The sequence below is a fragment of the Phenylobacterium sp. genome, from assembly GCF_035475775.1.
Classification (GTDB): Bacteria; Pseudomonadota; Alphaproteobacteria; order Caulobacterales; family Caulobacteraceae; genus Phenylobacterium.
This window is the reverse complement of the sequence record NZ_DATIMC010000042.1, coordinates 1-13,541: the sequence shown is the minus strand read 5'-3', so window position 1 is coordinate 13,541 and position 13,541 is coordinate 1. Positions and strand designations below refer to the sequence as shown.

Annotated in this window: 15 protein-coding genes; 8 read left to right on the top strand and 7 right to left on the bottom strand. The window is 70.3% G+C overall.

Annotated features, from left to right (window positions below; translation table 11 throughout):
* Positions 1-92: hypothetical protein (locus VLI41_RS05085; protein ID WP_325266976.1), on the top strand; the 92-nt coding region annotated here is incomplete at its 5' end.
* A 28-nt stretch (positions 93-120) separates the two neighbouring features.
* On the opposite strand, the gene VLI41_RS05080 is transcribed toward VLI41_RS05085, so the two are convergent.
* Positions 121-1,056: a cell wall hydrolase gene (locus VLI41_RS05080; protein WP_325266974.1), complete on the bottom strand. Its 936-nt coding sequence runs from the start codon at positions 1,054-1,056 to the stop codon at positions 121-123.
* Between the two features lie 333 nt (positions 1,057-1,389).
* Here VLI41_RS05080 and VLI41_RS05075 point away from each other — a divergent pair, with 333 nt between their 5' ends.
* Both VLI41_RS05075 and VLI41_RS05070 read left to right on the top strand, forming a co-directional pair.
* Positions 1,390-1,581 (top strand): hypothetical protein, encoded by a 192-nt coding sequence (locus VLI41_RS05075; RefSeq protein ID WP_325266973.1) that lies wholly within the window; start codon positions 1,390-1,392, stop codon positions 1,579-1,581.
* A 268-nt stretch (positions 1,582-1,849) separates the two neighbouring features.
* On the top strand, positions 1,850-2,923 hold the full coding sequence (locus tag VLI41_RS05070; RefSeq protein ID WP_325266972.1) for an alpha/beta hydrolase: 1,074 nt from the start codon (positions 1,850-1,852) through the stop codon (positions 2,921-2,923).
* 26 nt (positions 2,924-2,949) lie between these two features.
* Here VLI41_RS05070 and VLI41_RS05065 read toward each other — a convergent pair whose 3' ends face one another.
* Positions 2,950-3,342: a hypothetical protein gene (locus VLI41_RS05065; RefSeq protein ID WP_325266971.1), complete on the bottom strand. Its 393-nt coding sequence runs from the start codon at positions 3,340-3,342 to the stop codon at positions 2,950-2,952.
* Between the two features lie 192 nt (positions 3,343-3,534).
* Here VLI41_RS05065 and uvrB point away from each other — a divergent pair, with 192 nt between their 5' ends.
* The gene (uvrB, locus tag VLI41_RS05060; protein WP_414692525.1) at positions 3,535-5,793 is read left to right on the top strand and encodes an excinuclease ABC subunit UvrB; all 2,259 of its coding nucleotides are present in this window, start codon (positions 3,535-3,537) and stop codon (positions 5,791-5,793) included.
* A 185-nt stretch (positions 5,794-5,978) separates the two neighbouring features.
* On the opposite strand, the gene VLI41_RS05055 is transcribed toward uvrB, so the two are convergent.
* Both VLI41_RS05055 and VLI41_RS05050 read right to left on the bottom strand, forming a co-directional pair.
* Entirely contained in the window at positions 5,979-6,476 is a 498-nt protein-coding gene (locus tag VLI41_RS05055; RefSeq protein ID WP_325266970.1) for a M10 family metallopeptidase C-terminal domain-containing protein, read from the bottom strand.
* Between the two features lie 383 nt (positions 6,477-6,859).
* Positions 6,860-7,573, bottom strand: coding sequence for a hypothetical protein (locus VLI41_RS05050; RefSeq protein ID WP_325266969.1), 714 nt, complete (start codon positions 7,571-7,573; stop codon positions 6,860-6,862).
* 171 nt (positions 7,574-7,744) lie between these two features.
* On the opposite strand from VLI41_RS05050, the gene VLI41_RS05045 reads away from it, so the two are divergent.
* From VLI41_RS05045 to VLI41_RS05035, 3 genes are all read left to right on the top strand, one after another.
* Positions 7,745-7,960: a hypothetical protein gene (locus VLI41_RS05045; RefSeq protein ID WP_325266968.1), complete on the top strand. Its 216-nt coding sequence runs from the start codon at positions 7,745-7,747 to the stop codon at positions 7,958-7,960.
* 63 nt (positions 7,961-8,023) lie between these two features.
* Complete coding sequence (locus VLI41_RS05040) at positions 8,024-8,809, top strand: DpnI domain-containing protein (protein ID WP_325266967.1); 786 nt, start codon at positions 8,024-8,026, stop codon at positions 8,807-8,809.
* Positions 8,810-9,077: 268 nt separating this feature from the next.
* On the top strand, positions 9,078-9,365 hold the full coding sequence (locus VLI41_RS05035; RefSeq protein ID WP_325266966.1) for a hypothetical protein: 288 nt from the start codon (positions 9,078-9,080) through the stop codon (positions 9,363-9,365).
* A 309-nt stretch (positions 9,366-9,674) separates the two neighbouring features.
* Here the strand turns inward: VLI41_RS05035 and VLI41_RS05030 are convergent, their stop codons facing one another.
* Positions 9,675-9,941 carry a GNAT family N-acetyltransferase gene (locus VLI41_RS05030; RefSeq protein ID WP_325266965.1) on the bottom strand — a complete coding sequence of 89 codons (267 nt, stop codon included), beginning with the start codon at positions 9,939-9,941 and terminating at the stop codon, positions 9,675-9,677.
* A gap of 99 nt (positions 9,942-10,040) precedes the next feature.
* Between VLI41_RS05030 and VLI41_RS05025 the strand changes: the two genes are divergently transcribed.
* Positions 10,041-10,631, top strand: coding sequence for a DUF3617 domain-containing protein (locus VLI41_RS05025; RefSeq protein ID WP_325266964.1), 591 nt, complete (start codon positions 10,041-10,043; stop codon positions 10,629-10,631).
* 143 nt (positions 10,632-10,774) lie between these two features.
* Here VLI41_RS05025 and VLI41_RS05020 read toward each other — a convergent pair whose 3' ends face one another.
* Both VLI41_RS05020 and mnmA read right to left on the bottom strand, forming a co-directional pair.
* Positions 10,775-11,962, bottom strand: coding sequence for an acetyl-CoA C-acyltransferase (locus tag VLI41_RS05020; RefSeq protein ID WP_325266963.1), 1,188 nt, complete (start codon positions 11,960-11,962; stop codon positions 10,775-10,777).
* Between the two features lie 247 nt (positions 11,963-12,209).
* The gene (gene mnmA, locus VLI41_RS05015; RefSeq protein ID WP_325266962.1) at positions 12,210-13,385 is read right to left on the bottom strand and encodes a tRNA 2-thiouridine(34) synthase MnmA; all 1,176 of its coding nucleotides are present in this window, start codon (positions 13,383-13,385) and stop codon (positions 12,210-12,212) included.
* Positions 13,386-13,541: the final 156 nt, after the last annotated feature.

The following is a 13,541-nucleotide window of genomic DNA, read 5'->3' as shown; positions in this document are numbered from 1 at the left end:
CGGGATTCGGCGATCCCGAGCGGATGCGCCGGGCCTTCCTGCGCGCCTTCGGCCAGCCGCCCCAGGCGCTGCGCCGCGCCGCGCGGGCCTAGCGGGCGCGGTTGCGGCGCAAGCGCCGCGTCAGGAGGCGGTCGCCTCGGGGCTCTTGGCCAATCCAGGCGCGGACGCCTTTGAAAGGCCGTCCGGCGGCGTCTTGGGAAGCTCGGGACCCGGCTTGGCCGCGGGCTTCTGCGCGGGCGCAGGCGCGGCGGCCGGCGGCGAGCTCTCAGGCGCGCTCTGCACCAGGGCCGTGGCGATGCGGAGCGTCGGCTGGGCCTCGCCCGGCGTCGAGGTGAACACCGCGTGCTGCGCTTCGGGCTGCATCTCGGGCGCGGTCGCCGCGTGCGGGTTGCGGCGGTAGAAGACGTGCAGCCCCACCTGCGCCACCTTCAGCATCTGCGAGCCCCAGTCGGGCGAGACGTCGATGGTGTGGAAGTGGGTGGCCGAGCCGATGTCGCGCAGCACGTAGCCGGAGAGCGCGCGGGCGGCGACCCGGCGGGCCTGCTCCCAGGCGTCCTCGTCGCGGCCATGGCGCATCGAGCCGTCGCAGGCGAAGCTGAACTGGCAGCCGCCGCTGGCGCGCTGGAAGACCACCCCGCAGACGCTCTTCGGGAAGTTCGGGTTCTTGACGCGGTTCAGCACCACCGTCGCGACGGCCTGCTGGCCGCGCTTGCTCTCGCCGCGCGCCTCGAAATAGACCGCATCGGTCAGGCAATCGAGATCGCGCGTGGCGTGGCGCTGCTTGTCGGCATGCGGGTCGAGGCCCTGCTCGCCGCGCAATTGGGCGGCGACATCCTGGGCGCGCGACGGCGCGGTCGAATCGGCGGCTTCGCGCTGCAGCGCGGCCTCGGAGAAGACCCCGTCGGAGACTTGCTCCGCGCGGGCGTGGTCGGCGGCGACGCGCGACATCCCGCCCGCCATATAGGCGGCGCCGAGCGCCAGGCCGACGCCTGAGCCGATCAACGCGGCGCTGATCAGCGCACGCCGATCGGCGCGCGCCTGCGTTCCGTTATCCAAAACAATCGCGTCCTACAGGGCGAGGGCGACAGCCCCCCGACAGATGTCGCCGCGGTCGCCCCTGCACATGCTGGCAGCGTCCGCCGGCAGGCCTGCCCGGGACTCGAGGGGGCAGGCGACGGCAAGTGGTGTGCGATTTATGAAGGGGCGATCCGTGAAAGGCAACCCCCTGCTGCAATGCAGCAAAAGTGTCGCGGTCCGCGGCCCTCCTGTATCGGTTCGATCCACTTGGGACTGGCCGTGGCAAGACCCGGGCCAGGCTCGGCTATAGGCGGAACCTCGCGACGAAGCCTTCGTTTGTTGGCGCATCATCTAAGGACATCGGAGAATCCCATGCGCAAGACGCTGAGCCTGCTCGCCATCGCGGGCGCCGCTCTCACCCTGGCGGCCTGTGGGCACAACATGGAGCAACGCGCCGCCACCGGCGGGCTGGCGGGCGCGGCGGTCGCCGGGCCGGTCGGCGCGGTGGCCGGAGCCGCCGGCGGCGCCGCGGTGAGCGCCACCCAGGACAAGCCCACTCACTAGACCGTGATCGCCTCCCCCGCCGGCCGTCGGCGGGGCAGGCGGCCGTGACCTCCGTCACATCGGTCGGCGCATTCTGGCCGTATCCCCGCGGGCGGACCCGCAGAGGGATGTGACATGCGCCACCTCGTCTTCGCCCTCCTCGCGCTGGCGGGGAGCATCTTCGCGCTCACGACGGGGACGCACGGCTTCTGAGCCCCGTGCTAGGGTTGCGCTCGGACGGGCGCCCGCATGGGCCGGAACTCGGCGGGCTGAACGAGCGGAGGTAGCCATGGCGAAGCGAGGCGGGCTCGGCAAGGCGCTGCTGGCGGGCGTGGGGCTGGTGGCCGGCGCGTTCGTGATGCGCGGCGCGATCCAGCGGGCGGCTCGCGCCAAGGCCTACCTGGCCGAAGGGATCGACGAGAAGATCTGGATCGAGATCGGCGGCATCCCGCAGTGGGTGACGATCCGCGGCCGCGACCTCGACAGCCCGCTGCTGCTGGTGCTGCACGGCGGCCCGGGCTCGGCGCTCAGCGTGCTGGCCGGCAAGCTGTTCCCCGGCTGGGACGCGCACTTCATCGTGGTGAACTGGGACCAGCGCGGCGCGGGACGCACGCTGGGGCGCAACGGCAAGGCCGGTTGCGGGACGCTCACCATCGGCCGGATGGTGGTCGACGGGATCGAACTGGCGCAGGAGCTGCGCCGACGCTTCCCCGGCCGGCCGCTGGTGCTGCTCGGCGTCTCCTGGGGGAGCCTGCTGGGCGTCGAGATGGCGCGGGCGCGTCCGGACCTGTTCTCGGCCTATGTGGGCGCGGGCCAGGTGGTCGACATGAACCGCGGCGAGCAGCTCTCGTACTTCGGGACCGTCGACCGGCTGCGCGCCAAGGGCGAGGAGCGCGCCGCCCAGGGGCTCGAGGCGATCGGCCCGCCGCCCTACCCCTCGATCAAGGCGCTGGCGAAGCAGCGCAAGCTGTTGATCTCCACCATGCCCAAGGCGGAGCGGAACGTGTTCCGCCGGCTGCCCCTGGACCTGCTGCTCGCGCCAGACGCCCGGCTGCGGGACCTCGTGGAGATGCAGCGCGGGGCGAAATTCTCGATCAACGAGCTCTGGAAACAGCTGATGGCCTGGCGCCTGGCGGACGTCGGCTATGACCTGGGCGTGCCGGTGACCATCATCCAGGGCGAGCTCGACCTGCAGACGCCTACGGCGCTGGTCACCGAGGCGGCGGTCAAGCTGAAGGCGGACCTGGTGATCCTCGAGGGCGCCGGCCACATGGCGCTGGTGACCCATGGCGACCAGTTCCTGAAGGCGCTGGTCAAGCGGGCTCGGCCCGGTGCGAAGGGACGCAAGACGGCCAAGGCATAGGACCGATCTCGCCGCCGGGGGGAAGTCTATGGCGCGTAGGATGACCGGATCTTCACGCCCCAGTGGCCGTTCTCGCGGTTGATGACGTAGATCGAATCGAAGCCGCCGAGCACCGAGCCGTCCTTCCGGTAGCGGGTGAAGCGGGTGTCGACGTGCACCTTGTCGGGGCCGGCGTGGATCACGTTGCGGCGCTCCCACCTGGAGTGGTCCCACTCGGCGAGCGCGCCGGTGGTGAACCGCTCGGCCTTCATGTCCCCCTTGTTGAGGATCACCAGCCCCTGGCTGGCCAGCCGCGCCGAGGGGAAGTTGAAGGTGGCCTCGAAGGCCGGGATGTCGCGGGCGTTGAAGGCGGCCATGAAGTCGTCCAGCACCTTCTGGGCGGCGGCGACGGCCTCGGGATAGTCGGCGGCGGCAGGCATCTGATCTCCGATCATCCCCGCGAAGGCGGGGACCCAAGCTGAATATGGGACCGAGCCTGCGTCAATCGTGGAGCCGCAGGCCCCCTTGGATCCCCGCCTTCGCCGGGACGAGCGGTGGGAGGGAGTGCTGACGAACCGCTGTCAGCAGCCACGCTGGCGCACGGGCGAAGCAGGACTTACCTTGCCGGCTCCATGCCCCGCACCACCAGCATGGCGCCCTCGGGCGTCGCCGAAATGCCCCTCGCCTTCGATTACAATGAGGGCGCGACGGGGATGCTGTGGACGCCGCACCGGCCGCAGCGGCCGGCCAAGAGCGAGGGCGGGCGCGCGTTCAAGCTGGTCAGCGACTACCAGCCGGCCGGCGACCAGCCGCAGGCGATCGGCGAGCTGACCGCCGCGATCGGCGCCGCTGAGCACGACCAGGTGCTGCTGGGCGTCACCGGCTCCGGCAAGACCTTCACCATGGCCAAGGTGATCGAGCGGACCCAGCGCCCGGCGCTGATCCTGGCGCCCAACAAGACGCTGGCCGCCCAGCTCTACTCCGAGTTCAAGAGCTTCTTCCCGGAGAACGCGGTCGAGTTCTTCGTCTCATACTACGACTACTACCAGCCCGAAGCCTACGTGCCGCGGACCGACACCTACATCGAGAAGGATTCGTCGATCAACGAGCAGATCGACCGCATGCGCCACTCGGCGACGCGGGCGATCCTGGAGCGCGACGACGTGATCATCGTCGCCTCGGTGAGCTGCATCTACGGCATCGGCTCGGTCGAGACCTACACGGCCATGACCTTCGACCTGAAGCCCGGCGAGCGGCTCGACGAGAAGAGGCTGATGGCCGACCTGGTGGCGCTGCAGTACCGGCGCAACGACCAGGCCTTCGAGCGCGGCAGCTTCCGCCGGCGCGGCGACACCATCGAGATCTTCCCGGCGCACTACGAGGACCGCGCCTGGCGCGTCTCGCTGTTCGGCGACGAGATCGAGGCGATCACCGAGTTCGACCCGCTGACCGGCAAGAAGACCGCCGACCTGACCGGCGTGCGCATCTACGCCAACAGCCACTACGTGACGCCGCGGCCGACCCTGAACCAGGCGATCAACGCCATCCGCGCCGAGCTCAAGGAGCGGCTGGACTGGCTGGTCGCCAACGGCAAGCTGCTGGAGGCCCAGCGGCTGGAGCAGCGGACCACCTTCGACCTGGAGATGATCCAGGCGACCGGCTCCTGCGCCGGCATCGAGAACTACTCGCGCTACCTGACCGGCCGGCGGCCCGGCGAGCCGCCGCCGACGCTGTTCGAGTACGTCCCCGACAACGCCCTGCTGTTCGTCGACGAGAGCCACCAGACCGTGCCGCAGATCGGCGGCATGTACCGCGGCGACTACCGGCGGAAGTTCACCCTCGCCGAGTACGGCTTCCGCCTGCCCTCCTGCATGGACAACCGCCCGCTGAAGTTCGAGGAGTGGGACGCCATGCGGCCGGACAGCGTGTTCGTCTCGGCGACGCCCGGGCCCTGGGAGCTGGAGCGCACCGGCGGCGTGTTCGTCGAGCAGGTGATCCGCCCGACCGGCCTGATCGACCCGCCGGTCGAGGTCAGGCCCGTCGCCAGGGACGGCTTCAGCCAGGTCGACGACGTGATCGACGAGGTGCGCGCCACGGCGGCCAAGGGCTACCGCGCGCTGATCACGGTGCTCACCAAGAAGATGGCCGAGGACCTGACGGAGTACATGCACGAGCAGGGCCTGCGCGTGCGCTACATGCACTCCGACGTCGACACCCTGGAGCGCATCGAGATCATCCGCGACCTCAGGCTCGGCGCCTTCGACGTGCTGGTCGGCATCAACCTGCTGCGCGAGGGCCTGGACATCCCCGAGTGCGGGCTGGTCGCCATCCTGGACGCCGACAAGGAGGGCTTCCTGCGCTCAGAGACCAGCCTGATCCAGACCATCGGCCGGGCGGCGCGCAACGTCGACGGCAAGGTGATCCTCTACGCCGACACCGTGACCGGCTCGATGGAGCGGGCCATGGCCGAGACCAAACGGCGCCGCGAGAAGCAGGCGGCCTACAACGCCGAGCACGGCATCACGCCGGCCTCGATCCGCTCCTCGATCAAGGACATCCTGGCCTCGCCGTACGAGAAGGACCACGTGCTGGTGCCGGTGGGCGTGGCCGAGGGCGGGACGCCGTTCATCGGCGACAACTTCAAGGCGACGCTGAAGGACCTGGAGGGCCGCATGCGCGAGGCCGCGGCCAACCTGGAGTTCGAGGAGGCCGCCCGGCTGCGCGACGAGATCAAGCGGCTGAAGCTGCTGGACCTGGAGTTCGCCGCCGATGCGCTGGCCGGCGAAGGCGAGAGCGGCGACCGCGCGGCGGTGAAGCAGGTCCGCGCCGAGGCCCGCGCCGAGCAGCAGGAGCGCTTCCGCAAGCGCGGGCGGCCACGGCGGGGGCCGTAGAACCTGCCTCCTTCTCCCCTTGCGGGAGAAGGTGTCGGGCGGAGCCCGACGGATGAGAGGTGTCGTCGCGCCGCCGGAGGTTCGTTCGCACGCACGGGTCACGCGGCCGGTGCGCCATCGCAACCCCTCATCCGACCGCCTCCGGCGGCCACCTTCTCCCGCAAGGGGAGAAGGGGCTTACGCGTTCAGAACACGTCCCACTGCGTGACGCCGCTGAGCGAGGCGTTCTGCAGCACGATCGCGCCCGACACCTGGTTGTGCAGGTTGGCGTCGGCGAAGACCACCACGTCGGCGCCCACCTGGACGAAGACGAGGTCCGCCTGGTCCGAGCCGATCACCTGGGTCGCCTTGGCGAGCGCGCTCGCATAGTCGGCCTCGGTGTCCTGCAGGAAGCTGTGCCCGGCCAGGCTGACGGCGCCGCCGAAGCCGATGCGGTCCGCGCCGGTGGTGAAGTCCTGGATCTGGTCGAGACCAGCCTCGGTCGAGGTGACCTTGCCGCCCACCAGGAACACGTCGGACCCGGCGCCGCCGATCAGGAGGTCGGCCCCGCCGCCGCCCGACAGGGTGTCATTGCCGGCGCCGCCGTCGAGGGTGTCGGCGTGCGCCCCGCCCTTGAGCAGGTCGTCAGCGTCCGTCCCGATGATGTCCTTGCCCACGGGGCCATGTTGAGAATTCTTTGCCACGCCTACTCTCCCTTTCTGGGTTTGAAGGAGGCTGGCACCATCGCAACGCGGCGATAACCGTTGTTGAAGAAGGACGGTGTACTCAGCTTTACGCTATTCTGTCTCTGTCTGTTCCAGGTGGTTGAGTGCATGTTTACTATTTTCACCTGCGTGTACTTGACGGAACCACGAACCAACACGAAGGCCCACGAACGTCGCGGGCCTGACCGCACTCAATTCCGGACAATATCGTCGGGTTGCAGCTGCAAAATCCGCTGACGATCGGCCGCGCTGCAAGCGCCGCCGACGCGGACTTCGGGCGGATTCACTTGTGAAAGAGCGGGCGCGCGTTCGCGCTTCGTTCATTATCGCACGGCGAGGCCGCGATCGCCGACGAATTTCGCTCAAGCGGCTTGGGCGACGGGTTCGGCGAGGCCGCGGAGCTGGTAGAGCCGCAGGGTGACGCCGGCGGCGAGCACCGCGCCCACCGCCTTGGCCCCCGCGCCGGCGAGCGCCAGGGGCATGGCGCCGCTGGCGGCGTAGCCCTTCAGGAACACCAGCGCCGGGACATAGGGCGCGACCACCGCCAGGACGAAGCCCCAGACATAGGGCCAGGCGGCCCCGCGCGTGCGCCGCCACGACTGGCCGGCGGTCATGGGCGCGCCGAACAGCCGCCCGACCGGCCACAGCAGCAGCCGGATGGCGAGCCACAGCAGCACCACGGTCAGCGCCAGCTGCGCGAGCAGGATCGGCAGCCTTGCGACGCCGACCGGTCCGGGGGCCAGGTCGCCGATCGCCGCCGGCGCCCAGCCGGAGACGACCGAGGCGGCCCAGGTCAGGCCGACGTATTCGAGGAGGCCGCGGTCGAGCCGCCAGGCGGGCGCGCCGGCCAGCACCCGCAGCGCGACGGCCGAGGCGAGGGAGGGCCCCAGCGCCAGGGCGTAGTCGCCGAGCTCGGCGGTCAGGGCGTGCGGCCCCGCCTGCTCCAGGCCCGTGGCGTGGCGCCAGATCGTCTGGGCGGTGAACCAGGCGGCGAAGGCGAACCACACCGGGACCAGCGCCGCCAGATGCGCGCGCGACAGGGCGACCGCATCGGCCGCCAGCCCGCCGCCGGTCACGCTCTCGGGCGCCTCAGCAACCGCCGTCAGGTGAGCCCCTCCCCTTTGCCCGGCGAAGGCTGCCCAAGACGCCGCTTGGCGTCAAGCGTGCGGATGGGCCGGAACCGGTCTTCAGCCCTTCCGTCGGCGATATTTTGGATCTAGAACAATGCGTTAGCCGGAGGAAGCCGCATGCCGAAGTTCCAGGTCCTGTGCCGGGTGGACGCCTTCGTCGACTACGTGGCTGAGGTCGAAGCGGACGACGCGGAGGAGGCGGCCTGGATCGCGAGCCGCAGGTCATTCCTGAATTGGGAAGAACAGGGCGCGGTCGAGTTCGATGATCGCGTCTACTTCACGCTCGACGAAGACGGAGAGCCGATCGAGAGCACGAAGTGCGGTGATTTGTAGGGCTTAACGAACACCTCACCGGCTTGCGCCAACCTGGCCCCCAGGCGCGGCGGAGCGGGGCAGATGGCGGAGAACGATGAGTTCGGGCCGCTGCCCGGATTCGAGGAGCCGCCGGCGCGCTTCGAGAGCGCCTCGCAGATCGCGCGCTTCCAGAGCGAGCCCTGGGTCCAGCGGAACCTCTTCTGCCCCGCGTGCGGCGAATCCGCATTCGAGCGCTTCCCGAACAACCAGCCCGTCGCCGACCTCTACTGCGGCAACTGCGCCGAGCAGTTCGAGCTGAAGAGCCAGGCGAGCCGCTTTGGGGCGAAGGTCGTGGACGGCGCCTTCCGCACCATGCAGGCGCGCATAGGCTCGAAAGAGAATCCGAACCTCATGCTGCTCCGTTACGACCGCGCCGCAGGCCCGCAGGACGTGACGGTGATCCCCAAGCACTTCTTCGTCCCGGCGATCATCGAGGAGCGCAAGCCGCTGGCCCCGACCGCCCGACGCGCCGGCTGGGTCGGATGCAACATCCTGATCGGACAGGTGCCGGGCGTCGGACGCATTCCGCTCGTCCGCGAGCGGCGTCTGCTTCCCCGCGACGCTGTCGTCGAGACCTGGCGGCGCACGCTGTTCCTGCGGGAGCAGAAGCTCGAGGCGCGCGGGTGGTTGCTGGAAGTGATGAAGGCCGTGGAGGCGATCGGACGGCCTGAGTTCGCCTTAGCCGACGTCTATGACGCCGAGGACAGGCTCCACGTGGTCTTCCCGAACAATCAGAACGTGCGGCCGAAGATCAGACAGCAGCTGCAGGTCCTGCGCGATCGGGGGTTCCTCGAATTCTCCGGCCGCGGGACGTACCGGCTGCGATAGGCCCACAGCCCCGCTTCATGCGCCTCGACAAAATCTGCGCCCTCCCCTGTGACCCGCGTCACGGCGGCTAACTACACAGTGTGGCTTTGAATCCCCATCTACCCTGGCATCGGACGTGGACTGGCCCGGTTCATGTACCGGTCAGGGAACCTGTGCCGTCTTAGGACGTACCGAAGACGACAGGGCGGGACGCTCTTACGGACGCGGTCCATAGGGGACTGCGGGGGGCGGCCGATTTCCTGGGTTGGCGATTTTGAGGTATTCCAGAATGTCACCGTCGCTGAGCGTGGTCGCCGACAACGACCTGAAGACCACTCCGAAGACCGAAACCGTCGCCGAGCGCGTGCGGCGCCTGCAGGCCGAAGCCAGGCAGCTCGCCAAGGACCACATCCGCTCGCTGTCGAGCGCGCTGATGAACGTCGAGCAGCTGGCGCTCGAGATTTCCGAGGGCGGCGACGCCTATCCGCCCGGCGTGCGCGACCTGGCCCGCCGCCTGGTCGAGGACTGCGAGATGCGCGCCCAGACCCTGGAAGCGATCGTCTCGCGCACGCTGTAGGACCCTTGCGTCCGCGCCGGAGCCGTCCCGCCGAGGGGCGGCTCCGCGCGGCGCGGCGTTAAGCAAGCCCGTCAAGGCTGCAGGGACCCGCCGGATGGCGGGTTTTTTCGTGGCCGATTTGAACCACGAAAGACACGAAGAGCACGAAAGGGAGGAACCACGGATTTCACGGATTCTCACGGATGGTCGTGCGAGCTGCGCCGCAGGCGGAGAAGTCTGCAGCGCGTGAGGACAAGATCGCGCGCCGGCGCGCGCCGGGAGCCGATCCGTGTGAATCCGTGAAATCCGTGGTTTCGTGTCTTTCGTGGGTTATCGCACGAGGTCGCGGAAGGCCTTGGAGCGGTGCAGCCAGGCGGCGGCGTAGCTGCAGATGGGGGTGATGGCGAGGCCCTGGCGGCGGGCCTCGGCGGCGAGCGCGGTCATCAGCCGGCCGGCCGCGCCCGTGCCGCGCAGGGCCGGCGGGCTCTCCACGTGGTCGATGATCAGCCGGCCGTCCTGGCGGCGGTAGTCGGCCCAGGAGGTCAGCCCCTGCTCGTCCATCTCGTAGCGGGATCCGGTGTCGCGCAGCTCGCTCATGGCTGGTGCTCCTTCAGGGCGCTCGAACGCCGTGGCCCGGCCGATCGATCCCGGCTAGCCTCGCCCGCGTAGCTGGGGCTTGGAAACGGGAGTCTCAAGATGGCACGGCTGGGCTGGATGGCGGCGGCAGGCCTGAGCGCGCTGGCGCTGGCGGGTTGCCAGAAGACGACGGAAGGGGCCAAGGCCCCGGCGGCGAACGCCCCGGCGGCCGCCTCCCAGGCGGCGGCGAACGCGCCCGCCGCGGCGCCGCGGCGCAAGCCCGGGCTCTGGCAGATGTCGATGAGCTCCGAGGGGGTGCGCCAGGCCAGCGCCATCTGCGTCGACGCCGACACCGACGCCAAGCTCGGGCTGGCGGGCCAGAAGCCGGGCGCGAACCCCTGCCGCGAGAACCGGATCACGCCCCGGCCGGGCGGCGGCTATGACATGGAGAGCGTCTGCGACCTGGGCGAGGCGGGCAAGATGACCGCCCAGGGCACGCTGACCGGCGACCTGAACGCCGGCTACAAGGTCGAGATGCAGAGCACCACCACCGGCGCGGCCGCCCCGCAGATGAACGGCGTGCGCAGGATCGAGATGGACGCGGTCTGGAAGGGCCCCTGCCCGGCCGGCATGAAGCCCGGCGACATGCAGGTGGCCGGCATGAAGATGAACCTCCTCGACGCCCAGAAGCGCGTGCGCGGCGGGGAGTAGGGAACCCTTCCTCCGCTCATCCCCGCGAAGGCGAGGATCCAAGCTGAATCTAAAAGCGCGCCTGAAAGGATTGTTGCAGCGGGCAGGCCGCTTGGGTTCCGGCCTTCGCGGGAATGAGCGGATAAAGGGCAGGCGCCTGGCCGCTACGCCAGCTCCACGGCCATGGCGGTGGCTTCGCCGCCGCCGATGCAGAGGGAGGCGAGGCCGCGCTGGCCGCCGCGGGCCTCGAGGGCGGCGATCAGGGTGGCGAGGATGCGCGCGCCGGACGCTCCGATCGGGTGACCGAGCGCGCAGGCGCCGCCATTGACGTTGAGCTTCTCGCGCGGGATGCGCAGCTCCCGCTCGGCGATCATGGCGACCACGGCGAAGGCCTCGTTGACCTCGAACAGGTCGACGTCGTCCACCGTCCAGCCGGCCTTCTTCAGGGCCTTGCGCATGGCCGGGACCGGCGCGGTGGTGAACAGGCCGGGCTCGTGGGCGTGGGCGGCGTGGGCGACGACGCGGGCGACGATCGCCATCCCGAGCTTCTTCGCCACGCTCTCGCGGGTCATCACCAGCGCCGCGGCGCCGTCGGAGATCGAGGAGGCGTTGGCGGCGGTGATCGCGCCGTCCTTGGCGAAGGCGGGCTTCAGGGTGGGGATCTTGGCGGGATCGGCCTTGGCCGGCTGCTCGTCGTCTTCCACGAGGACCGCGCCCTTGCGGGTGACCACCTCGACCGGGACGATCTCGCGCCGGAAGGCGCCGCTCTCGGTGGCGGCCCTGGCGCGGGCGAGCGAGCCGATGGCGTACTCGTCCATCGCTTCGCGGGTGAACTGGTAGGCGCGCGCGGTCTCCTCGGCGAAGGCGCCCATCAGCTTGCCCGGCTCGTAGGCATCCTCCAGGCCGTCGAGGTACATGTGGTCGTAGAAGGTGTCGTGGCCGATGCGGGCGCCGGCGCGGTGCTGCCGGGACAGGTACGGCGCATTGGTCATGCTCTCCATGCCGCCGGCGACAATGAGGTCGGCGGAGCCGGCGGCCAGGGCGTCGTGGGCCAGGATCGCGGCCTGCATGCCCGAGCCGCACATCTTGTTGACGGTGGTCGCCTCGACCGAGGTCGGCAGCCCCGCCCCGATCGCCGCCTGCCGGGCGGGCGCCTGGCCGAGGCCCGCGGGCAGCACGCAGCCCATGAAGATCTGCTCCACCGCCTCGGGCGGGGCGCCGGCGCGCGCGACCGCCGCCCGGACCGCGGCGGCCCCGAGCTCGGTCGCCTTGACGGGGCCGAGCGCCCCCTGGAAACCGCCCATCGGCGTGCGGGCGTAGGCGGCGATGACGACGGGATCTTGGGTGTTCATGGGCAGCATATAGCTTTCCCTCCCCTTCATCGGGAGGGGCAGACCGCCCTTCCCTCACCTTCATGGGGAGGGACAGACCGCCCTTCCCTCCCTTAATGGGGAGGGACAGACCGCAAAGCGGTCAGGGTGGGGAAGCGTGGGGCGAGGACTCGGGGTGCGGGATTGGCGTTTTCGCCGTGCCTGAAGCGCAGCGTTCCGTCGCGTGACTTCCCCACCCTGCTCGGCTTCGCCGAGCTGTCCCTCCCCTTTAAGGGAGGGAGCTGGCGATGAAGCCGCCGCCGAGCAGGCGGGTGGGGGTTTCCGGGGCGTAGAGGGCGCAGGCCTGGCCGGGGGCGACGCCTTCCTCGGGCGCGTCGAAGAGGACGGCCGGGGCGCCGTCGCGGATCGCGAGATGGCCGGGCGTGGGCGTCGCCGTCGAGCGGACGCGGGCGAGCACCGGGCGGGCGGCGTCGCAGGCCGCCTCGAGCGAGGCGCCTTCGCCCAGCCAGTTGGTCTCCTTCAGCGTCAGCGTCCCGGTCAGCAGCGCCTCGCGGGGCCCGACGATCACCCGGCGCGCGTCGGCGTCGATGCGGACCACGAACAGCGGCTCGCCGAGCGCGACGTTCAGCCCCCGCCGCTGGCCGATGGTGTAGCGGGTGACGCCCTCGTGGCGGCCGAGCACGCGGCCGTCGAGGTGGACGATGTCGCCGGGCTCCGCGCCGTGCGGGCGCAGGCGGTCGATCACCGTGGTGTAGCGGCCTTCGGGCACGAAGCAGATGTCCTGGCTGTCCGGCTTGTCGGCAACCGAGAGGCCGAGCTCCGTCGCGGCGCCGCGCACCGCCGGCTTGGGCAAGGCGCCGAGCGGGAAGCGCAGGAAGGCCAGCTGCTCGGCCGTGGTGGCGAACAGGAAGTAGGACTGGTCCCGCGCCGGATCGAACGCGCGATGCAGCTCCGGACCCGCCGGCCCGACCTCGCGCCGCACATAGTGCCCGGTCGCCATCGCCGCGGCGCCCAGGTCGCGGGCGACATCCAGCAGATCGCGGAACTTCACCGTCTGATTGCAACGGATGCAGGGGATCGGCGTCTCGCCACGCAGGTAGCTGTCGGCGAATTCCTCGATGACCTGCTGCTTGAAGCGGCTTTCGTAGTCGAGCACGTAGTGCGGAATGCCCAGGCTCTCCGCCGCCGTCCTGGCGTCGTGGATGTCCTGGCCCGCGCAGCAGGCGCCCTTCTTCTGGATCGCGGCGCCGTGGTCATAGAGCTGCAGGGTCACTCCCACCACGTCATAGCCGGCCTTGGCCAGCAGGGCGGCGGTGACGGTGGAGTCCACCCCGCCCGACATCGCCGCCACAATTCGCGTCCCCACCGGCAGGCGCACGGCCTCGCGCGCAGCCTCGATGAGGCCGTCGGGAGCGTCGCGGACCAGGGTCAGGGGCGCGGTCATCGGCGCTATTTAGCTGTTGCCGCTCGGGATTTCGAGGGGCGGGGCGCAAATGACCGTCCGGCGCCAAAGCGTCACAATGATTCCTGAAACCGTCACATAATGGCGCCCAAGCACGGCCAAGGTGGCCCCATCGCGAAAAGGAGAACGCGATGAGCT